General features: G+C 38.2%; 16 protein-coding genes and 1 tRNA gene. 5 read left to right on the top strand and 12 right to left on the bottom strand.

Features of this window, described 5'->3' with window-relative positions:
- Positions 1–15: 15 nt before the first annotated feature.
- The 4 genes from clpB to rluD form a co-directional block, all read right to left on the bottom strand.
- The gene (gene clpB, locus ABVT42_RS03905; protein WP_353873830.1) at positions 16–2,589 is read right to left on the bottom strand and encodes an ATP-dependent chaperone ClpB; all 2,574 of its coding nucleotides are present in this window, start codon (positions 2,587–2,589) and stop codon (positions 16–18) included.
- A 157-nt stretch (positions 2,590–2,746) separates the two neighbouring features.
- Positions 2,747–3,436, bottom strand: coding sequence for a lysophospholipid acyltransferase family protein (locus tag ABVT42_RS03910; RefSeq protein ID WP_353873831.1), 690 nt, complete (start codon positions 3,434–3,436; stop codon positions 2,747–2,749).
- 201 nt (positions 3,437–3,637) lie between these two features.
- Positions 3,638–4,525, bottom strand: coding sequence for a purine nucleoside phosphorylase YfiH/LACC1 family protein (locus ABVT42_RS03915; RefSeq protein ID WP_353873832.1), 888 nt, complete (start codon positions 4,523–4,525; stop codon positions 3,638–3,640).
- A 70-nt stretch (positions 4,526–4,595) separates the two neighbouring features.
- Positions 4,596–5,564: a 23S rRNA pseudouridine(1911/1915/1917) synthase RluD gene (gene rluD / locus ABVT42_RS03920; RefSeq protein WP_353873833.1), complete on the bottom strand. Its 969-nt coding sequence runs from the start codon at positions 5,562–5,564 to the stop codon at positions 4,596–4,598.
- Positions 5,565–5,801: 237 nt separating this feature from the next.
- Between rluD and ABVT42_RS03925 the strand changes: the two genes are divergently transcribed.
- Positions 5,802–6,554, top strand: coding sequence for an outer membrane protein assembly factor BamD (locus ABVT42_RS03925; RefSeq protein WP_353873834.1), 753 nt, complete (start codon positions 5,802–5,804; stop codon positions 6,552–6,554).
- Between the two features lie 110 nt (positions 6,555–6,664).
- Here the strand turns inward: ABVT42_RS03925 and glnB are convergent, their stop codons facing one another.
- On the bottom strand, positions 6,665–7,003 hold the full coding sequence (glnB, locus tag ABVT42_RS03930; protein ID WP_353873836.1) for a nitrogen regulatory protein P-II: 339 nt from the start codon (positions 7,001–7,003) through the stop codon (positions 6,665–6,667).
- 463 nt (positions 7,004–7,466) lie between these two features.
- On the opposite strand from glnB, the gene nadE reads away from it, so the two are divergent.
- The 4 genes from nadE (at position 7,467) to ABVT42_RS03950 (ending at position 12,349) form a co-directional block, all read left to right on the top strand.
- Positions 7,467–8,324, top strand: a complete 858-nt coding sequence (gene nadE, locus ABVT42_RS03935; protein WP_353873837.1) for an ammonia-dependent NAD(+) synthetase — start codon at positions 7,467–7,469, stop codon at positions 8,322–8,324.
- Between the two features lie 33 nt (positions 8,325–8,357).
- A complete protein-coding gene (locus ABVT42_RS03940; RefSeq protein ID WP_353873838.1) occupies positions 8,358–9,962 on the top strand; it encodes a sensor histidine kinase in 1,605 nt (534 codons plus the stop codon).
- A gap of 139 nt (positions 9,963–10,101) precedes the next feature.
- The gene (locus ABVT42_RS03945) at positions 10,102–11,466 is read left to right on the top strand and encodes a sigma-54-dependent transcriptional regulator (RefSeq protein ID WP_353873839.1); all 1,365 of its coding nucleotides are present in this window, start codon (positions 10,102–10,104) and stop codon (positions 11,464–11,466) included.
- 133 nt (positions 11,467–11,599) lie between these two features.
- Entirely contained in the window at positions 11,600–12,349 is a 750-nt protein-coding gene (locus ABVT42_RS03950; protein WP_367023478.1) for a GspH/FimT family pseudopilin, read from the top strand.
- 108 nt (positions 12,350–12,457) lie between these two features.
- Here the strand turns inward: ABVT42_RS03950 and ABVT42_RS03955 are convergent, their stop codons facing one another.
- From ABVT42_RS03955 to ABVT42_RS03985, 7 genes are all read right to left on the bottom strand, one after another.
- Positions 12,458–12,808: a VOC family protein gene (locus ABVT42_RS03955; RefSeq protein WP_353873841.1), complete on the bottom strand. Its 351-nt coding sequence runs from the start codon at positions 12,806–12,808 to the stop codon at positions 12,458–12,460.
- 58 nt (positions 12,809–12,866) lie between these two features.
- Positions 12,867–14,357, bottom strand: coding sequence for a tRNA uracil 4-sulfurtransferase ThiI (gene thiI / locus ABVT42_RS03960; protein ID WP_353873842.1), 1,491 nt, complete (start codon positions 14,355–14,357; stop codon positions 12,867–12,869).
- Between the two features lie 869 nt (positions 14,358–15,226).
- Positions 15,227–15,820 carry a transcriptional repressor LexA gene (lexA, locus tag ABVT42_RS03965; protein WP_353873843.1) on the bottom strand — a complete coding sequence of 198 codons (594 nt, stop codon included), beginning with the start codon at positions 15,818–15,820 and terminating at the stop codon, positions 15,227–15,229.
- A 156-nt stretch (positions 15,821–15,976) separates the two neighbouring features.
- Positions 15,977–19,825 carry an ATP-dependent RNA helicase HrpA gene (gene hrpA / locus ABVT42_RS03970; protein WP_353873844.1) on the bottom strand — a complete coding sequence of 1,283 codons (3,849 nt, stop codon included), beginning with the start codon at positions 19,823–19,825 and terminating at the stop codon, positions 15,977–15,979.
- Positions 19,826–19,944: 119 nt separating this feature from the next.
- The gene (locus ABVT42_RS03975) at positions 19,945–20,775 is read right to left on the bottom strand and encodes a hypothetical protein (RefSeq protein WP_353873845.1); all 831 of its coding nucleotides are present in this window, start codon (positions 20,773–20,775) and stop codon (positions 19,945–19,947) included.
- Between the two features lie 368 nt (positions 20,776–21,143).
- Positions 21,144–21,220 (bottom strand) — tRNA-Asp (locus tag ABVT42_RS03980).
- A gap of 276 nt (positions 21,221–21,496) precedes the next feature.
- Positions 21,497–22,441, bottom strand: coding sequence for a hypothetical protein (locus tag ABVT42_RS03985; protein ID WP_353873846.1), 945 nt, complete (start codon positions 22,439–22,441; stop codon positions 21,497–21,499).
- Positions 22,442–22,554: the final 113 nt, after the last annotated feature.

Raw genomic sequence — 22,554 nt, forward strand, 5'->3', positions numbered from 1 at the left:
TAGTGTTATTTACTGTTAGCTCCGAAACACCAGTTCACCCTGGTAAGCGTCGATAACCACCGGATTACCATGTTCAACCTTACCTGCCAAAATCTGCTCAGCTAAAGGGTTTTCGACCCATTGCTGAATCGCCCGCTTCAGTGGTCTAGCACCATACACTGGATCGAAGCCTTTATCTGATATATTCGATAAAGCCGCTTCGGAGTACTCCAATTGTATACCACTTTCAAGCAGTCGCTGCGCCAAACGTTTGAGTTGAATTGCAGCAATTTGTTTGACATGCTCTTTTTCCAGTGAGTGAAATATGACCGTCTCATCAATTCGATTAATAAATTCTGGCCTGAAATAGTTACCAATGACGTTGGTAATTTTTTGCTTTAACTCACTGTAATGTTCTTTTCCAGCAGACTCCATAATTAGGTCAGATCCTAGGTTAGAAGTCATAATAATAACTGTATTACGGAAATCAACAGTTCGCCCTTGCCCGTCAGTTAATCGACCATCCTCTAATACCTGTAATAATATATTAAAAACATCAGGATGTGCTTTTTCAACTTCGTCAAGCAAAATAACGGAATAAGGTTTTCGTCTCACCAGCTCAGTTAGATAGCCCCCTTCATCATAGCCAACATAACCCGGCGGTGCGCCAATCAATCTGGCAACCGAGTGTTTCTCCATAAACTCGGACATATCCACTCGAACCATGGCATCTTCCGAGTCAAATAAAAAGTTAGCTAGAGCTTTACTCAACTCTGTTTTACCAACCCCTGTTGGTCCTAAAAATAAGAAAGAACCGTTTGGTCTATTCGGATCGGATAAACCTGCTCGTGAACGTCTCACAGCATTAGAAACCGCAGCAACGGCTTCTTCTTGTCCTATCACGCGCGTATGTAAATGACTTTCAATTTGGAGTAATTTCTCTCTTTCTCCTTGTAACATTTTTTCAACCGGGATGCCTGTCCATTTTGAAACAATGTGCGCAATTTCATTTTCACTAACTTTATTTCGCAACAAAGTCATATCTTGCATTTCAACCTGGCTTGCCATATCTAACTGCTGTTCCAGTTCAGGAATCCGTCCATATTGCAGTTCCGACATTCGAGCAAGATCGCCAGCTCGCTTAGCTGCATCTAAATCAATTCGAGCCCGCTCTAAATCGCTTTTGATTGCTTGTGTACCATGTAGTGCAGCTTTTTCTGCAGTCCAGATTTCATTAAGTTCAGCAAACTCACGCTCCATTTCAACAATGCTCTCCTCCAGATCAGCCAGTCGTTTTTTAGAGCTTTCATCACTTTCTTTTTTCAAGGCTTCACGCTGGATTTTTTGCTGGATTAATTTTCTTTCCAGTCGATCCATTTGTTCGGGTTTTGAATCTATTTCCATTCGAATTAAACTAGCCGCCTCATCAACCAAATCAATTGCCTTATCTGGCAATTTGCGGTCTGAAATATATCGATGTGATAAAGTCGCCGCAGAAACTATTGCCGGATCGGTAATTTCTACTCCGTGGTGAACTTCATAGCGCTCTTTTAATCCACGTAAAATAGCAATAGTATCTTCAACCGTTGGTTCATCTACCTGAACTTTTTGAAAGCGTCTTTCAAGTGCTGCATCTTTTTCAACATACTTACGATATTCATCTAATGTAGTCGCACCGACACAGTGCAGTTCACCTCTGGCCAGCGCTGGTTTCAACATATTTCCAGCATCCATTGAGCCTTCAGATTTTCCTGCACCAACCATTGTGTGTAATTCATCGATAAATAAAATAACCTGACCTTCATGTTTTGCTAAGTCATTTAATACCGCTTTTAGCCGCTCTTCAAATTCTCCACGAAACTTGGCACCGGCAATCAAAGCGCCCATGTCTAGCGACAATACTCTTTTATTTTTTAAACCTTCAGGAACTTCACCATTAATAATTCGTTGCGCCAATCCTTCAACGATTGCAGTTTTTCCTACACCCGGTTCACCAATCAACACCGGATTATTTTTAGAACGACGTTGTAAAACTTGTATAGTCCGACGAATTTCATCATCCCGCCCAATTACTGGATCTAATTTTCCTTGTTCGGCCCGCTCAGTTAAATCAATGGTGAATTTCTCTAATGCCTGGCGTTGCTCTTCGGCATTTGGATCATTGACAGCTTGGCCACCACGAGCATTTTCAATCGCTTTTTCCATACTCTTTTTATCGGCACCAAGGGATTTTAAAATCCGGCCTAGCTCACCTTTATCTTCTAATGCTGCCAAAATAAAAAGTTCACTTGAAATATACTGATCTTTGTGTTGTTGGGCCAACTTGTCACAATGATTTAGCAATCGGGCTAAATCATTTGAAATGTGAACTTCACCCGGAACACCTTGAACTTGTGGTAAATGATCCAGCGCTTCGCCTAATTGACTGCGTAAACTATGTAAGTTAATACCGGTTTGTGAGAACAAGTGTCTCACACTGCCACCTTCTTGATTTAATAAAGCCGTCATTAAGTGGACAGGCTCAATAAACTGATGATCGCGGCCTAATGCTAGCGATTGAGCATCTGCAATTGCCAGTTGAAACTTACTGGTAAATTTATCCATTCGCATAAGTGCCCCTTATAAAATATTTTAAAATCTAAAATTAACGATACCTACAAAATGGGGGTGTTTGCTAATAAATCAAGTAATGCAAGCAGCGCAAATGCTGATTTGGATCAAGCTTTGTTAAGACAAGAAATTTATACCAATAAAACTCAATTTGCAATTAATCAAGACGAATTTGATGAGTTGAAAAGATTAACCATTGTGACATTTCACCAGCAAAGTCTGGATGAGCCACTTGGTCAGCCGAAATAGCGCAATGAGTTTCAAATTCTACCTGACTTCGCTGAATTGCAGCTTGCGTAATTGTGCCAGGCGCTACAATCCCCCATATTCTGATAGGAATGATTGGTGTTAAGGTCAATAAACTCAACTTTATTATACCGGGTTTAATTTTTTCTCGAGGTGTCGTAGTATGGTGGATTCCACCTTGCGGAAAAATTGCAACAACTTCGCCAGCTTGAATGGCTCGAATAACACTGCGAAACGCCTTTTCAACCCGTCCCGCACGATCAACCGGAATACATCCGGCGGCTCGAAACATCCAGTTTAAAATTGGTTTTTGATATTCTTCTTGCGCAATCATAAATCGAATGGGTCGATTGGTTGCGGTAATAATAATAAATGGATCGATACCTGAAATGTGGTTGCTAGCCAGTATGACCGGCCCGGATTGAGGAATCTTGATTTTTTGATCATTTTGACGATGATATCGGCGACAATAAACTCGTATTAATCCATCTAAAATATTGGTCAGCCAATGTCCCCAATCAGCTTGATTGTTCTTTTTTCCAATATAAAGCACTGCACCGATTCCACCGAGTAAAACGGCAAGTACTGCAAAACTAATCATGCTAACTATTCCCAGGTTTTCATATTATTGATATTTTTACTCAACAAAGAAACACCACCAATAAAAAATAGAATTTAATCATAAACTTGTCTTAACTCTGTCTTGTCTTAACTCTGTCTTGACTCAATTCAGCAATAACCCGATGTAATTGTCAATTAAATGAGCTTCGACTCACCCCAGAAAATCATTCGATTAAAATAATCATTCAATCCAGATTAAACTCGCCATGCGCCCGGTTTGTCCATCTCGCCGATATGAGTAAAAGCGTTGCTCATCATTGAAACTACACCATTCGCCGCCAAAAACTTCAATCCCCATTTGCTGCATGATAAATCGTGCTAGCCCTACAAAATCAAAGTCATATTTTTGCGCAGAAAATTGATTGTGAGCTGGACGAAAAAACGACGTATATTGCTTATTTTTGCTCACAAATTGCGTAAAAACTTCACTGCCAACTTCAAAATGCCGTTGGGAAATCGCGGGACCAATAAAAGCGATTAAATCATTAGTTGATGACTGTAATTGGGGCTTATTATTACTTGCTATATTACTTGCTATATTAATTGTACTTGATTGGTCTTTAACAAATTGAGTGTTTATTGAGTCTTTTTGTTTAATATGTTGTTCAACATTTATGTACTGGTTAACTGTATTCTCAATGACACCAGCCAGTAAACCGCGCCAACCAGCATGGCAAGCTGCCACCCAGCTACCCTGACGGTTGGCAAATAATACAGGCAAACAATCAGCCGTCATTACATTGCAAATGATATTTTTTTTAGTGGTAAATGCGGCATCGGCAGTTTGGTTTTGTGGTGTACTTTGCGAAACTTCAATACACTGATTTCCATGAACTTGATTTAGCCAGGCAATAGTATATTTTAAGCCAGATTGAGTTGGCAAATTATCCAGTAATTGCTGCCGATTTTGTGCCACAGATTGAGGATTGTCATCAACATGTGTGGCCACATTCAATGAAGCATAACGACCAATACTTACACCACCCATTCGCGTAGTAACCACTGCTCTCACATTGGCGGGTGCAGGCCACTGTGGGAAAATCAATGATTGACCATTATTTTTCATCATACGCTTTTATTAATTGGGATCATAAATTTGCATACATCGAATAGAGAGCATCAGTAAGTATGCGACTCATCTATACTTGCTCATCATGTTGACGAACAGCTTCAATGAGCTGTTGCATATCATCAGGTAATGACGACGACCAATTCATCCATTCTTTACTCTCTGGATGGGTTAATGCTAACTGTTTTGCATGAAGTGCCTGTCGATTAAAATTATCAAATAACTCAGTAAATGAATCATCCATACCTTTAGGTCGTAAGTTACGAATACAATAAACCGGATCTCCAACCAAAGGATGTTTTAAATGAGACAAATGAACACGGATTTGATGTGTTCTTCCCGTTTCAAGTTTGACATTAAGTAAGGTAAAAGCCTTAAATTTTTCTGCAATTCTAAAGTGTGTTATTGCTTCTTTACCATGAGCATTAACAGCCATCTTTTTGCGACTGACTGGGTGTCTTCCAATCGGTAAATCAATCGTATCACCAGCAACAATTTCACCATGAACTAATGCCATGTATTCACGTTCGAAAGCACGATTTTGCAATTCCTCAACCAAATGATTATGTGCCTGCGCAGTTTTTGCAACGACTAATAAACCTGTTGTATCTCGGTCTAACCGGTGCACAATGCCAGCACGAGGTAATTTACGCAGTTCGGGAAATTCAAATAACAATCCGTTAACCAATGTATCGGTATAATGCCCAGGAGCTGGATGGACGACCAATCCAGCCGGTTTATTGATGATAATCAGACTATCATCCTGATAATGAATATTTAACGGTATTTGTGTTGCAACCCACTCGCCTTGATCGGCCAAAGTAGTAATAACTTCTAATGTTTCACCACCTAATAATTTATGCTTGGGTTTAATGACTACTTTTTCATCAATACAGACTTGTTCATTTTTAATCCAGGCTTGAATACGCGAGCGAGACAGTTCTGGAAAAAAATCAGCCAGTACTAAATCGAGCCTTTGCCCGGCGTATTGTGAGTCGACTTCAATAATCTGCTGTTCATCGGCGGAACTTTTTAACACGAATCTAGCCTTATAAGAGTTGTAAATGTAGCGAATGATAACCCCGTGGGGTAAAATGTCGCGTTAACACTGCCAATTATGTTAAGTTAGATAATAGTTAGCAGCACCAATTTAGTTGCACCAATAAACCTACCAAGCTTATTTTTGCTACTAAATAAAATTAGTTGAATGCTGGTGTGAGTTCAATATCAGCTTCAGTAATTGGTAAACTGTCCATTTTAACGGCTTTGAGAATCAATGAGAATAGTAAGAATTATATCTGTATTAGTATTAATCGCCATCGTCGCCGGTTGTCAGAGCAATAGAGCGACTACCACCGAAGCACAACGTATCAATAATGCATTCAAGTTATTCGAGCGGGCCCAGCAATCAATGCTTTCGGGAAATTATCGCAGTGCCGTTCAGTATTTAGAGCGACTTGATAGTCTTTATCCTTTTGGTGCCTATTCTCACCGTGCACAGCTAAACCTGATTTTTTCCTATTATAAACTTAATGATTATGCATCGGGGATTGCTGCCGCTGATCGCTTTATTCGCCAAAATCCACGCCACAAAGACTTGGAATACGCCTATTATATGAAGGGTTTGATTAACTATTCATCAGAAAAAGGCTTCGGTAAAGAGTTATTTTCTGCACCGCTTTCCGAACGCGATGCTAGTACCGCTCGTCAGGCATTTGACGATTTCGCTGAGCTGGTTCGTCTTTTCCCGAATAGCCACTATGCAAAAGATGCAAGGCAACGCATGATTTATTTGCGCAACCGGTTAGCGGAATATGAACTTCATGTAGCTAATTACTATATGCGTCGAGAAGCCTATCAAGCTGCGGTATCACGAGCCAAGTATGTGGTCGATCATTATCCCAAAACACCTTCAGTCCCTTATGCGCTTAAAATGATGGAAATAGCCTATAATTTGCTGGAACTACCTGATCTGGCCGAAAACGCACGGCAAGTATTGTTATTAAACTATCCAGGCTTTAAAGAATAATAAAAAGATAAGAGCACTAGATTTGGCCAGTTAAACTGGCCAATTCCAATTAGTTAGTAAATATCAATAAGTGATTTAGATAAGATATTTTCAAGATTAGACATTACGCTTTAAATTGCGCTTTCATTCTCTTCTCCAGTTCGAATACGAATCACCTTTTCTACTGAAGTCACAAAAATTTTGCCATCACCAATTTTGCCGGTACGCGCGGTATCCATAATAGTTTCGACACATAAATCAAGCAGGTCGTCAGGAATAATGACTTCGATTTTAGTTTTAGGTAAAAAATCAACCATATATTCGGCACCACGATATAGTTCGGTATGCCCTTTTTGACGGCCAAACCCTTTGACTTCAGTGACAGTCATACCCTCGATTCCTGCATCACTCAGGGCTTCGCGGACATCATCCAATTTAAATGGCTTTATTATGGCTTCTATCTTTTTCATGGTGAACAACCGGTTTTTATTCTCTAAAGATGATTTAAACCGTCAGGTTAATGTCTCGCCAATTACAGATATTCGATTAATCTAGGCAAAATAACAACCAAACTCAGGTTTATTTCAAATCACAACCTGTTAATTTTTTCAATAATAGACCAAATCAACAGGAACTTATAACTATTCAAAGAGTTATCTATTATCAACGATATCGTGCCTTTTTTTCAATTGCGATTTCGGTATTGATACACGAAAAATAATTTTTCTAGTAAAACAGTAATCTTTAATCGCGATTTTTGAGCCAAGCTTCATTAAATTTAACCTATGTTTAAGGGAATTAAAATTTACGATTATTCATTGAGTGGTGATGAATCATATCTAAATTCATGACTGAGTATGCTAATATTGCAAGTTAACTAACTAACCCAATTAATTAACTCAATTAATTCTTTTAACTGACGAGTAGACAACCTTGACTAGTGCCCAACAAATCATTGAAGCGATGAAAGTCCAACCAACCATAAATATTGAGTTTGAAATCAGACGTCGAATTGATTTTATTAAAAACACCTTGGTTAATTCTGGTCTAAAAAATCTGGTTTTAGGCATTAGCGGTGGGATCGATTCTTCCACGCTAGGAAAACTGGCACAACTAGCAATTAATGAATTGAATGAATTTTCTGATCCTGATATTTCTGACATAGAGCATTGTCCCTATCAGTTTTTTGCGGTTAGGCTTCCTTATGCAACACAAGCAGATGAAAGAGATGCTCAAAATTCAATCACTTTTATCAATCCATCTGTCACCCTTGAAATCAATGTCAAAGATAGCACCGATAGTCTATTCAATCAGGTAGAATCGCAGCTTGCCGAATATTCGCAATTGACTGATTCACATTTTCTCAAAGATTTTACCAAAGGAAATACCAAAGCCCGAATGCGAATGGCCGCACAATATCATATTGCCGGGCTAGTAGGCGGGCTGGTTTTAGGTACCGATCATTCAGCCGAAAACATTACCGGCTTTTTTACCAAATGGGGTGACGGAGCCTGCGATTTGATTCCTTTATTTGGCCTCAATAAACGCCAAATCAAACAAATAGCCGCTCATTTAGGCGCACCTATTGCTATGGTTAATAAAACACCAACCGCTGATCTGGAGTGTCTTGATCCGGGCAAAACAGATGAAACTGCGCTGGGTTTAACTTATGAGCAGATTGATGACTTTCTTGAAGGCAAACCTGTTGATGATTTTGTTACAGACAAGCTGGTCAACACTTATCTTAAAACCCAGCATAAGCGACGACCAATTCCAACCATATATGATTAATTCGTTAAGGGCATATTATCAAGGATTGAATACATGACGCTGGCAGTGGAAAGCGCTCTTCCCTTTTCCTCTTCTTGGCGCGCCTTACAAATATTTTCTACCTATCGAGTTATCCTTGCGGTATTGCTTTACTCGATAGGTATGGTTGATCTGAATTTTAGTCTGCTAGGCTCGCGAAATCCTGAGTTGTACTACGTCTGTTCGCTCAGTTTCATGTTTTACTCAATAATTACCTTTATTTTGAGCCTGTTTTACCAACGCTTTTTCTACCTTCAATTAGAAATTCAGGTACTCATCGATATAGGACTCATTGTTTTACTGATGCATGCCAGCGGCGGTACAGCCAGCGGTCTTGGTGTATTAATTGCGGTAAGCACTTCAGCCGCAAGTATTTTAACCGGACATCCTGGTGCATTGGGTTTTTCAATTCTTGCGTCATGTGCAATCTTTGGCGAAGAACTGTATTCTGGGCTAATCGACACTGGAGATAAAAATGGTATGGCTCATGTTGGTATTTTATCACTGACTCTCATGGCAACCAGTCTACTTTCATTTTATTTATCACGCAAAGTGACCCAATATGAATCGGTTGCCAAAGAGTCAATTAAGGGCTTAGAAAATATGGAAAGACTGAATGAAGAAATCATTCAGTTTATGTCAACAGGCGTTATTGTCGTCGATGGACAAAATGCTATTTTATTAATTAATCGCGCAGCCTGGATCCATCTTGGAATGCCTGAATCGACTAAATCCAGAACCCTTGAGCAGGTATCTTCCCCCTTAGCCAGACAACTCAATCTTTGGCGCAGAAATCACAGCTATCGTTCAAAATCTTTTCGCAATACAGCAACAGGTCCCACTTTACTACCAAATTTTTCGCCAATTGCGGAGAGTAAAGAAAATGCCATTATTTTCATTGAAGACAATAGTCGCCTTAACCAACAGGCACAAAGCCTAAAACTTGCATCACTTGGGCGCTTAACTGCATCGATTGCTCATGAGATCAGAAACCCTTTAGGAGCGCTTAGTCATGCGGCGCAATTAATGAGTGAATCGAATGAAATCAGTCCAGAAAATTCTGACTTATTGGAAATAATTGAAAAAAATACACGGCGGGTAAACGATATTATTGAAAATATTATGTGCCTGTCACAGCGAAAAGTTTTACAGATTAAAGAGATAAATCTATCAAAATATATTCCTATCATGTTACAGGAATATATTAATGGCAAAGAAGAAAAGCCAGAAATTTCAACTCAGTATCATTCAAATAATTTGGTAATTCATTTTGATGTGTCGCAGTTAACACAAATATTGACCAACCTTATCGACAATGCAGCCCGGTATAGCAAAGAAAATACGGGCATCCCATATGTCCAAATCATGATTGGCATCGAGCCACATAGCCACACTATCTTTTTAGATGTCATTGATCGCGGTATGGGTATTTCACCAGAAATAGCAGAAAAAATATTTGAACCTTTTTTCACCACTTCGCGTACCGGTTCTGGATTAGGTCTATATCTTTCTAAAGAACTTTGCGAAGCTAATCATGCTCGACTTGACCATATTCCGCTCACCAAAGGCGGATCGTGTTTTCGAATCAGCTTTTCAGCCGTCAATTTAACTCAGCGATAAATCAGCACATGCTCAATTAAACAGTTAAATGATGTAATGACTGGTAGTAGCGGATAATTTATTAGATAATTAATTCGATACCATATGAAAAAGCGATTAAAATCAATCAGCTAACGATTAAAATGATTGGAAATTATTCATGAGTAAAACACCCGTTGCATTAATTGTCGATGACGAACCAGATATTTTGCAGTTGCTAAGCATTACACTGGTACGGATGGGTATTGACACGTTTAAGGCTGAAAATCTGGCTCAGGCATATCAACACCTTGAAAATCAGGAATTTGATGTTTGTCTCACAGATATGCGACTACCTGATGGCGATGGGATTGAATTAATTCAGTTTATACAAACCAATTACCCTAATCTCCCTGTGGCCTTAATTACAGCTCACGGTAATATGGAAATTGCCATTGAGGCAATGAAAGCGGGTGCCTTTGACTTTTTATCTAAGCCAGTTGACTTACACGCATTGAAAAACCTGATTGGTTCAGCAATCAAGCTTAATTTACCAAATAAATCGGCCAAAGAAATTCCTGCGCGCCCTAAAAAGCAGCTTATTGGCGATACTTCTGTCATGAAGCAGCTCAAACAAACAATTCTTAAACTTTCCCGCAGTCAGGCTCCCGTATTTATTAACGGCGAATCTGGTACAGGCAAAGAGCTAGTTGCCAGGCTTATTCACTTTAAGGGACCGCGTAGCGACGCGCCTTTTGTGCCAGTCAATTGTGGCGCTATACCTTCTGAATTGATGGAAAGTGAGTTTTTTGGACATAAAAAAGGCAGCTTTACCGGTGCAATCAATGATAAAAAAGGACTGTTTCAATCGGCTAACGGTGGTACTTTGTTTCTCGATGAAATAGCTGAACTTCCGCTGCCCATGCAGGTAAAGTTATTACGAGCAATTCAGGAGAAAACGGTTAGACCAATAGGCAGCGAAACAGAAGTCCCCACCAATGTCCGCATTTTAAGTGCCAGCCATAAAAATTTGTTAAAGTTAGTTGAAACCGATGAGTTTCGACAAGATCTGTTTTATCGTATCAATGTAATAGAATTAACCGTTCCCGCCTTGCGCGACAGAGTCGAAGATATTCCTAAAATTGCGGAATATTTACTCAACCAATTAGCGCAAGTTCATGGTGTTGGACACCTCAGACTATCGCAAGACGCACTTAACCGACTGTGTCATTATGAGTTTCCGGGTAACATTAGAGAACTAGAGAACCTGCTAGAACGCGCAATTACACTATGTAATGACGAAGAAATTTGTGCAGAGGATTTAAATTTACCCCAATCATCAAGCAGTATGCTACCACTTAAATCCAATATACCCATTGGCGAACGAGGTCATCTAAGTCTCGATGAATATTTAGAAAAAATAGAGACCTTTGAGATCAATCAGGCACTGCAAGCTGCCGACGGCAACAAAACTCAAGCAGCAAAATTGTTAGGAATCAGTTTTAGAGCCATGCGTTACAAACTCAAAAAACTTGCAATTGACTGACATAAGTAGATTTCTTACGCACCAAAACGTCAGAATCTGATAACTGATTAAGAATTACTCTGATTGAAGTGTTATCGAGTTAACTTATAATTTATTGCCAATTTATCAATAATAATAAGTTAAGGATAACAACATGTTAATCAAGCTTCTCAATTCATTACCAAGTAACAATATTAATACCATTACGCGAACAAACGCTAATCGCTTAGTAAAACGAACAAAATGCGCTGTTATCGTCGTGCCTCAATGTTTACCATTAAAACCTAATAAATTAGAGGGGTCGTTGTTGATAAATAAACCAATATCGCAACAACAAAGGACATTTATTTCGCAGCATAATGGATTTACCTTTATCGATTTAATATTTACCCTTGCCATACTCACTTTACTCTTTGGTTTTGCTCTTCCATCATTTAATCAATTTATTGATCGACAAAAAATAGCAACACAAGTCAGTCAATTTAAATATCTGTTACAAAACGCGCGCAAACAAGCAATTCTAGAAAAATCAAAAATTACGGTGTGTCCAACGGACGACCAACTTAAGTGCAATAATAATTGGTCTGATGGTTTTATGGCATTTATTGATTTGAATGAAAACCGACAAAAAGACAAAAGTGAATCAATGATTTATGTACAAAACTTAAATCATCCTCAACTTTCTTTAAAGTTTAAAGCCTTTGGATATCGAAACTCTTTTCAATGGCATCAAACAGGCATCACAAACCATCAAAATGGTACTTTTTTATTCTGTTGGAAAAATAAACCTGAATTAGCTCGAGCATTAATTATTAGTAAAGCGGGCAGAATGCGTCATTCACAAGATAGCAATCAAGATGGGATTCAAGAAGATGCCAATGATAAAAATTTGCATTGTAAATAATTCAAATAATCAGATACTCAGTGACAATTTGATATTGAATAATAATCACGTTTAAAAGTTACGGTTGTCGATAACCAATACTGATGGTGAGCTTGGTGAGTGAAAAATTTACTCGGTATCAAACTGCGTTATATGCCAAAGTTCACCTGATGGCCCCCACAAATAAATAACACTCCCCCACGCCTTAACCTTTGGCGGTTTAAAGCGAATATTAAATCCGCAAAGTGACTGGAGTTTTTGGTAAACCTCATCAATATTCAAAACAGAGAGTTGAATATTTAAATTTTTTGCTAAACCTTCATGGTAATGGTTGTGCAGCAAGAACGAACATTCGTTTCTTACAAACTCACAAATTTCGGTTGATTCAAATGTTAAATTGAACCCAAGAGCCTGATAAAAAGCTTTTGATAGCTCATAATTTTTACACGGAATAAAAACTCGGATACCATCAACTTTCATTCGATAATCTCTCCCTTTTTATTCATTAAAAAACTATTTGGCATGTAATTAATTCATGCTATGGTTGGTATACTTTAACTTGATAACCACGCTGTTGAAGTTCTTCAGCTTGAAGCTGACTCATAATCCCCTTATCACAATATAGTAAATATTGTGCGTCTTGATTAAGATTTTCTGCTGATTGCAGTTTAAAGAAGGGAATTTCAATCACTTGATTATTGGTTAATATCATCGGTTTAGCAACTACTTCCTGTGGGTGACGAATGTCAATAATCACATCATCTTTTGCCGGCATTGATACTACTTCAATATCATCAATATTAGATTTTGACTGATAAAGTTCGTCAATATTTTCTACTCGGCGAGCAGCAAATGCTTGCTCCAATACTGCAAAATCAAATCGCGATTCTTCATGCTCAACTCTTTCAAGTTTTGCGCAAGTTGTCGGCTTATCAGAAATTACTCCACAATACTCAGGCATAGATGCAGCAAATTCTTCAGTGCCAGTTTCGCGAGAAATACTGATAATTTCTTGTTTATCCATCGCAATAAGTGGTCGTAATGTAATCGCTTGTGTTGCCTTGTCAATGACCGATAAATTAGTCAATGTTTGGCTAGAAACCTGACCAATACATTCTCCGGTTACAATAGCTGGCGCATTAAATTCCAATGCGACCTTTTCTGCAACTCGCATCATCATTCGCTTAAGAATAACGCCCATTTGAGAATGATGAACATTTTGCAATATTTCACTTACCACCTGTTCAAATGGTATCGTGATGAATAACACTCGGTGAGAGGAAGAATATTTCTGCCAGATATAATGAGCAACTTGTTTTACGCCGACTTCATGGGCCATCCCTCCCAGATTGAAAAAACAAAAATGCGTACGAACTCCGCGTTTGATCATTAAATAACTGGCCACTGATGAGTCAAATCCGCCCGAGATTAAACTGATACATGATTCCTGTTGGCCAAGAGGAAAGCCCCCCAAACCAGGAGTTCTCGACTCAATTGTATAAAGTTTATTTTGACGAATTTCCAGCTGCACCTTTACTTCAGGTGATTTCAACTCCACGCCTTTTGCTTCACTGTTATGCAAAAGTGCGCCACCAGCTTTTTGCTCTATCTGGGTAGAGTTAAAAGGATGTTGTCCGCTACGTTTAACACGAACACAAAATGTTTTTCCTTTCACTTCTTCAGCATAAGTTTGAACGGTTATATCCGCTATTTCATCTAAAGATTCAAAGGGATGGGTATTTACTTTAAGAATGAAATCGATACCAGGCGTTTGTTTTAAACGAGTTAAAATATCTTCTGCCAACTGTGCCACTGCAGACTTTTCAACTGAGTCACTTTCAGTGATTAAGTTAGTATCAGATGAAATCATTCTAACTTCGAGATAATCCCAAGAACCAACCACTTCGATATTTTCATTAAGTGGCGTAAGAATTTTCCGCAAATTCTTCTTCAACTGCGAGATTAAACGTTTTCTAACAGGCTTACTCTTAACAATTATTTCGGGGAATAACTTGATAATAAATTTCATTCAGATTGAGTCTTTAAAGCTGATTGACAAAAGGAATCTATTTTAGCGGAAAATCCCCGAAAATACACGTACTTATATAGACCTGAAAGTGTTAGACCAAATGCCTACATCACTTGCAATACCTAGGATTATAAAGTTTTTAATCATAGAATTATGGCTAATCACATCCTGAATGATAATGCCCTGATTTGAGATGATAACAAACATTAACTCATTGCTTTACATAACTATTATGTATTACCTAGTACATTTAATACCTGAATTTTTCAACAATAAACGATAAAATATTTTTAAACACAGAAAGTTATATATAGAGTAGTTTTTTATTAGGTATCTAAATATAATTTTTATTCAAAACACTAATACCCAATAATAACCACTTATTAAATTTGTCTAAAATAGTCGTGATTAACCTGATTTTGACATTATAAAATTATAAAAATAACGAATTGCCAGCGAATATTTTTCAATCTAATACGCTTGGATTTTCTATATCGAGAGATAAAACAACGGTCTATTGACCATTAATTCAAACCGCATGCTATTGCTGAACAAACACTCTTGTTAAATAACCACTTTTTCTAGTAAAAGACTAACTCTGCCAAATAGGCTGTTTCTGGTATGTAGAGTGTTTATCTGATATAGGCTGTTTTTGCAATATGCGATGGCAAGACGGACTGTCTTTTAATATTGACTGTATTCTAATATAGACTGTCTTCTAAAATGAACTGTCTTTGTAAAGCGAGAGCTTAGCTATTGATACTGGTTTAGAATTGCCTGTTAATAACAATTAAAGCATGTAAACTGCGTTTAATAAGTCTATATCGCGACAGGCAGATGCAGTTTACGGCAAAAGTCTAATAATATATTCAAGCGCGAATTAAACCGACAAATTTGCCTTCTATGGCAAGATCTTCAGCGGGTAAGATTATCGGTTGATAGTGCTCATTAGCTGGTTGCAATACCGCGTTGGCGCCTTGTCGCTCTAATCGCTTTACGGTGACTTCATCATCAATTCGTGCAACAACAATTTGTCCAACTTCAGCGGTATTAGTTTTACGAACGGCAATCAAATCACCATCCAAAATACCGGCATCTATCATGCTATCACCTCTAACACGCAGTAAAAATGTGGGCTTATTGCGTTTTAAAACCTCAGGGATAGTAATATAAGCTTCAACGTTTTCAATTGCTTCAATGGGTAAGCCTGCAGCGACAGAGCCGATTAGTGGTAACTCATTTTCGTCAATTGGCGTTAGTATCTGAATACCACGAGGCTTATCAGGATATATTTTGATAACGTTTTTCTTTTCCAACGCCTTTAAATGGTCTGCCGCAGCTTTAGAAGAACTCACACCAATTAATTTGGCTAATTCTACATGGGTCGGCGCAATACCATAGTCTTCGACATATTCTTTGAGTATTTCAAAGACTTCATTTTGTCTGGCAGTTAAATCTTTCACTCAGTTATCTCCCAATTTGGCTAGAAGCCCGTTCCATTGTTATAGCATTCAGGCAATCACCATTCAAACAAGTAGTACTTTAGTCCTATTTAATTGAAATGTAAAGTATTTGCTGAGTAATTATTAATAACTGCCAAACACCTCCGACCTATTCTGTTAAAGGGTATCTAGGGCCGCTTCGAGATTTTCAAACTGCACTTGTAACTTTTTGGCTGAAATTCCGCCGACAACTTTAACGCCTGGTGAGAAAAGACTGATTCGAAACTCTTGTAACATCCAGAAAATCTCATCAAAGGTTACCTGTAAGGTTTCACGATTTTTATGCTGTATTAAATCGCGCCACCATGAAGACCACTCTTGCCATATTTCCATCGACTGACTTTCTTTTGGGTAATTAGTGGTTATGCGTTTTAATCTGACTTCAATCGCAGTCATATAACGTGAATAATTCTCTGCCATTTTTGTATCGGCAATCATCAAACTCTCTATTTGCCATAATGCTTTTAGTTGATTGCGAATATCATCAATCGAATCCTGGTATGCTAGAGTATTCATTGATGCCAGTGTGGTATAAATTTTTTCTCGTTGCTTTAGTAAAGGCATAATTTCAGTTAATTTCGCAGCAAGATTTTTACGAAAAGCATTGGCAAATTGTTGGCTAACTTTATCGAAAACTGATTTTTGGGTAATTGGGTGAATATCGAATATCAATTGCTTTGCAGTAATCAGTGCAAGCATTTCAAACAATTCTTTAAAGCCACCAAATCTTAAGTTTAAACGCTCAAGCTGTTGATAATCGGGCCAGCTTTTATAAAATTGATTGAGTGGCGTTTTATGTGTCAATAATAAAAGCCTGGCAACACCAAATAAGTGTGCTCTGCGCGCAATGACCAAAGAGGGGTAGTCGCAAATTTCAACAAACTGCTGACAGTCTTTCATCCCTTGAAAAATTCGAATAGTTTGTTGTTGTTCAATGGTTTTCTCTAAAAGAAAATCACCATCTGGCCAATTAAACAGTTGTTTTTGTTTCTGACTAATCGATGTAACTTGTTTTTTTTGTGATATCTGTTGTTTTAATTCATTAAGAGAACTTTGCAATACTGAAGTTTGTTTTAGCGGCACTTTATACTTCATCGATAAATGAGGTTCGACAGCACTCATGTCAAAATCAGTAACTTGAATCTGGATACCGGTAATTCTTTGTAAAACGCTTGCGAGTTCATCTAAAAATCGTTTGCCGGTTTGATCAATCTTAATAAGTTGTGCGTAACAGTGTTCAGCAGTTTCAGATAAAGGTATTAAAGTTCTGCGAATCGATTTTGGTAACGTCTTAATCGTCGCTAATATTTTTTCAGGCAAGTAACCCGGCACTAACCAATCAAAATCGCGCTCACTAAACTGATTTAACATGTTGGCGGGGATTTCTACACTAACCCCATCTTCAGGCGTTCCAGGCGCAAAGCAATAACTTAAATTCAACATGACACCTTTAACTTTTAATTGGCTTGGGTAAGATTCTGGGTCTTGAGTTGCATTATCAGTCAATTGTTCTAGAGTAAACGATAACAAGCGATTCCGTGCCTTGAAATCTTTTTTTAACCAACGCTTTAAACTAATCACACTCAAGATATGTGTAGGTAATACTTGAGCATAACGCTCTGCCAGTTTGTCGGCGTCTATACGAATATTATTTAGCCGTTGCTTTTGCTCTTGTGCTTCAAGGTAAGCCAGCTTCTCCCGATTAGCTTTAATAAACGGAAACGCTTCTGCTAATTGATCTTCAGCCAATCCCTCTTTTAAAAATATTTCTCGACTGATTTTTTCATCAACACTGGCATAGTTAACCAAGCGATTAGAAACTATCGGCAATCCGAGCAACGTTTGATTAACATAAGCAACAACCTGACCACGCTTTTTACGCCAGTGAGCCTGATGATATTGACTCTTCAGTAAATGAGGTGCTGCCTCTTCAACCCACTCAGGTTTGATTTCGGCGTTCATACGCGCATAAAATTTGTCAGTTTCAATCATTTCCGCTGAAACCATCCAGGCTTTCTTTTGCTTAAAACTAAGAGAAGAAGGATGCAGCCAGACTTTTAAACCTCTCACACCTTGATAGTAGATATCTTGACTACGATAAAAAATATGGGTGATAAATCCTGGCAACAAAGCGCGATGAACTTCCTCAAGTGTTGCCGCTTTTTGATTAATCATTTGTCCCAACTGGGTAACGGACTCCTTTAATTGAAAATAAACACGGCGCCACTCTAATAATCCTAAAAAATTTATTAAGTTATCAGTACACCACTTTTTAAATTGGCTCGAACTCAATGCCACTCTTTGCTCTTCTAATTGTGACCAAAGTGAAATAGCTGTCATCACATCAGAGTCTTGTTGGTGGTATTTTTGGTGTAACTGATCTGCTTTTTGTTGTTTGTCGTGTGGTCTTTCACGTACTTCTCTCACGCTCATTAATGCACAAAATATCAGCATTTCATTTACGGCGGTTAATTTGTTATCCACCAAAATTCTAGCCAGCTGCGGATCAACTGGAATCGTGGCCATAGACTTTCCAATTTGAGTAATGACATCCTGGTTATCAAGCGCACCTAATTCGTACAAACTACTATGCGCTATTTTCCAGGCTCGCTCATCAGGCACTTCAATGAAAGGAAAATTTTCAATATTGGCAACACTCATTGCTTTTAGTCGCAATAAAACAGCAGATAAATTGGTTCGCTTTATTTCTGGTAAAGTGAACTCATCACGTTGCAAGTAATCTTCTTCGCTGTATAAGCGGATGCAAATACCAGGCGCAATACGTCCACAACGCCCTTTTCTTTGATCAGCGCTAGCTCTGGCAATTTTTTCTACAGGTAGCTGCTGAATTTTATTACGCTGGCTAAATCGACTGATTCTTGCATTTCCAATATCAATAACAAAAATAATTCCTGGCACAGTTAAAGATGTTTCGGCAACATTAGTTGAAACAATAATTTTTCGCTTATTTGAGGGAGCAAATATCTTTTGCTGTTCATTGACACTCAAGCGAGCATATAACGGCATAATATCCCATTGATGGCTTAGCGATTGATTATTGGCCGCATGTTTGAGCTTTTTGATGATAGATTTGATCTGCCCTTCTCCATCAGCAAAGATCAAAATGTCACCTGTTGATTCTGCGCAACACTCATCTACCGCATCAACAATACTATTGATTAATGGATCATCTTGTCCTTCATCATTGTCAGCCAGTGGTCGATATCTTACTTCAACCGGATAGCTACGCCCTTCAACAGTAACAACTGGTGCATCGTTAAAATGTTTAGAGAATCTTTGATGATCAATTGTTGCAGAAGTGATAATGACTTTGAGTTCTTTACGTTTGGGTAATATTCGTTTAATAAATCCCATTAAGAAGTCGATATTTAAACTTCTTTCATGCGCCTCATCGATAATAATGACTTCATACTGAGATAACAACGGATCGTGTTCAACCTCAGTTAGCATAACACCATCTGTCATAATCTTTACGCGAGTATTTTCCGAATATTTATTCGCAAAACGAATAGCATAACCGACTTTTTCTCCCAACGGAGTTTCAATTTCTTCCGCAATTCGCTTTGCAACACTAGTTGCCGCAACACGGCGCGGTTGTGTGTGGCCAATGACTCCTCGGCTCCCTAATCCTGCCAATAAACAAATTTTAGGTAACTGAGTTGTTTTACCACAGCCCGTTTCACCAGCCACGATGATAACTTGATGATGCTGTAATAATTCAATAATTTCAGACGAGTGTTCTGCGATTGGTAAGTCAGGGGCAATGATTATATCCCCTAAGGTTTGCTGATAACTTTGTGTTTTAGCCACAGACGTTTCTATTAGCTGTGCTAATTTCTGTTCCATTTTTTCGGTCGGCTGGTTACGATTTTTGCGTTTTTGTATATCTCTTTGTAAAGATAAGATTCGACCAATATCTCGAGTTTGCACTTGTTGAGAGAGCATAATTACCAATTGTTTTTATTTTATGCACGTCACTCATTCGTCGATTAGCAAACACAAAAAAGCCCGCAACAAGCAGGCTTTTATCAGCAGGATGAAATCCTTGAATAACCTTGCTAGAACTAACTTTGCCAGAATGAATGCGGTGCTCTTAATTCACCAATAAAGTCAGCAACTGGGCGATAGAAATCTTTATCTTCCCAATATCCGGTATGGCAAGCCGGATTCCAAGAAGTTGCTGCACTTCCTACATTTATTTCAAAATCACCATTAACATGTTTATCAAATTCTTCGGACAAACCTTTCAATGGATATGCAATAATATCGTCTTTGTCATAAAAATTATACCAACGAGCACGCTTTTTCATATCATCATCCAACGCATCACCGACAATTGAGCATGGTTTGCCCAAAATTGAATTGGCACCACTTAACGCATAAACTCCCATAGGATTACCAAAAGTAACGTAACCTACTAATGTTTTCATCGATTCAAAATTGTTAATGCTCGAAGTCGATGCATGCATTTCGCGGATATAGTGTGACATCATAACGCCACCATAAGAATGTGCCAAAATAACTAACGGCGTACTCTCTACATCAATTCGACGGTGCGATGCAAACTTCCTGAAACCATCTTTAATTCGATTATTAATCGACTCATAAATTTCAGTTCCCGGATTATAAAGTAATGCTAATGCTTGCGTATCAGTCATTATCTGACGCAAATTCTGATAAGCTAAATCGCCTTTGTAGTTTGCCCGTTGTTGAAAGTTATTCAGCTCTTCTTTGACAATATCGCCCCAATATATTTCATGAAAAAGCAGGTCATCTTCAAGCCGGCCTTGAGCTCCTTTAACATATTCTTCAGTAATTCGATGCTTTAATTCAACAGAATAAAATTCCTCTTCACTGCCTAGGCCATGAATAACTGCAATTGCGAGTCTTTTCATCTTTACCCCTCTTCTGTGGACGCTCTAATTGTTATATGACTTTGATAATCATAAATTATAACAACCAATTTAGCTAGTCAGAGTATGTAATTCCACGCTGGCGATATGGTTTAATAAGGTTAATTTTGTTCCATATCACTAAAAATATGAAATTCTCAATAACTGGCTACCATTAGTGATCCCTTGGGTTATGCTTTGAATCAACACCCAAAATTCTTAGTAATGATGAAAAACGCTTACTTAGTCGAGTTTCAAGCAGGGAAATACAGAAAAGCGTAGAAAGGAAATATTAAATGTATAGACAGTGATTATTAAAAAACTCAGATAAAAAAAAGGCTACATAAAGTAGCCTTTTTTTTATATAAATATGGCGGAGTGGACGGGACTCGAACCCGCGACCCCCGGCGTGACAGGCCGGTATTCTAACCAGCTGAACTACCACTCCGCACCGGTCTAGCATGACATCGAAATACTTTAAATCTAAAATTAATAGTTCAACAATTAATTGACTTACTAATTCTGCTTAAAGACGCTTTATGTCTAAGAAACCCGTTCAGTAAGTTTCTGTTTGCTAGTGCGTTTCAGCGGGCGCCATAATACGGTTACACTCGGTATCTGTCAACGAAATATTTAAATTTTTTTTAATTTTTTTTAATCTTGAATAAATAACACTCGACATGATCATAATTCAAACAGATTTTAATAACTTACTGTATAAACTTCATTCTTTCTTATTATCGCCACTTTCCTCAAAAGCTTCATCCCAGCTTGGCTCATCATTCGATAATTGGCTCGCACCACCGGCATCTCCCAACTCTAATTCATCCAGCGCGCTATCAATATCATCAAGTTCATCATCAATAGAGAAATCCAGCTCTTCTTTTTCGGGGGCTGGCTCTGCTAATTCGTCCGCCGATAATTCAGCCTCATCGTGATCTGCCAATTCGACATCTTCAGAAGATACCTCTTCGATTTCCTCGGCAAAAGCATCGAGCTCATCATCTTCATCAGACATACCCATCATCAGATCATCAGATTCATCCGCAGGCTCATCATCATCTCGCCCAGCAACTGATTTATCTGAAAATGACTCCATTGCAGTAATAATCTGATCTACAGACATTTCAGTATCGGGAACTTCTTCTCCAAACATCGAACTAAATTCTGCAAATATATTATTCAAAGTGGTTAATGTTACATGGACTTCATGCTTGAGGGTTTTCACTTCCTTTTGTAACTCTTGGATTTTCTCCAGGTTTTCTGGATTATCCTCAACTATCGTTTCACTTGCCTGAGGTTGAATATCGAGAGAATGATAGCGTGCAACAATTCTTGACATATCAGCCTCAAGAGAAGCTATCGCATCTGTATTTTTATCAAGAAAACCACTGATTAAATTTCGAAACAAGAACTTGCGTTCATTAATAATCTTTTTAGCTAACTTTTTAGCTTCCGATTCTTCAATCGACAGTTTTTGGGTTAAAAAGTTATAGGTCGCCTCTTTTTCGCCTTCTTCGTTATTTTTAATTTTTAAGATTAAATTACGAGCAGCTTCTTTGGCACTTTTACGTCCGCGAATGATTATGAAAATTAATACAATACTTAACACGGCAAAAGGCAGAGCTATTTCTGCAACCAGCAGCCAAGATATGACTGAATCACTCATGAAAACTTTTCCTGTTGGTCGTCGTTGACTTTTCTCAATATGATAATCATTAAAATATTTATTTTAAATAAGAATAATCGACATTTATCCAATACGAATAATAGATTAGTTTA

The organism is Aliikangiella maris (assembly GCF_040719265.1).
In the GTDB taxonomy this organism is placed as follows: Bacteria; Pseudomonadota; Gammaproteobacteria; order Enterobacterales; family Kangiellaceae; genus Aliikangiella; species Aliikangiella maris.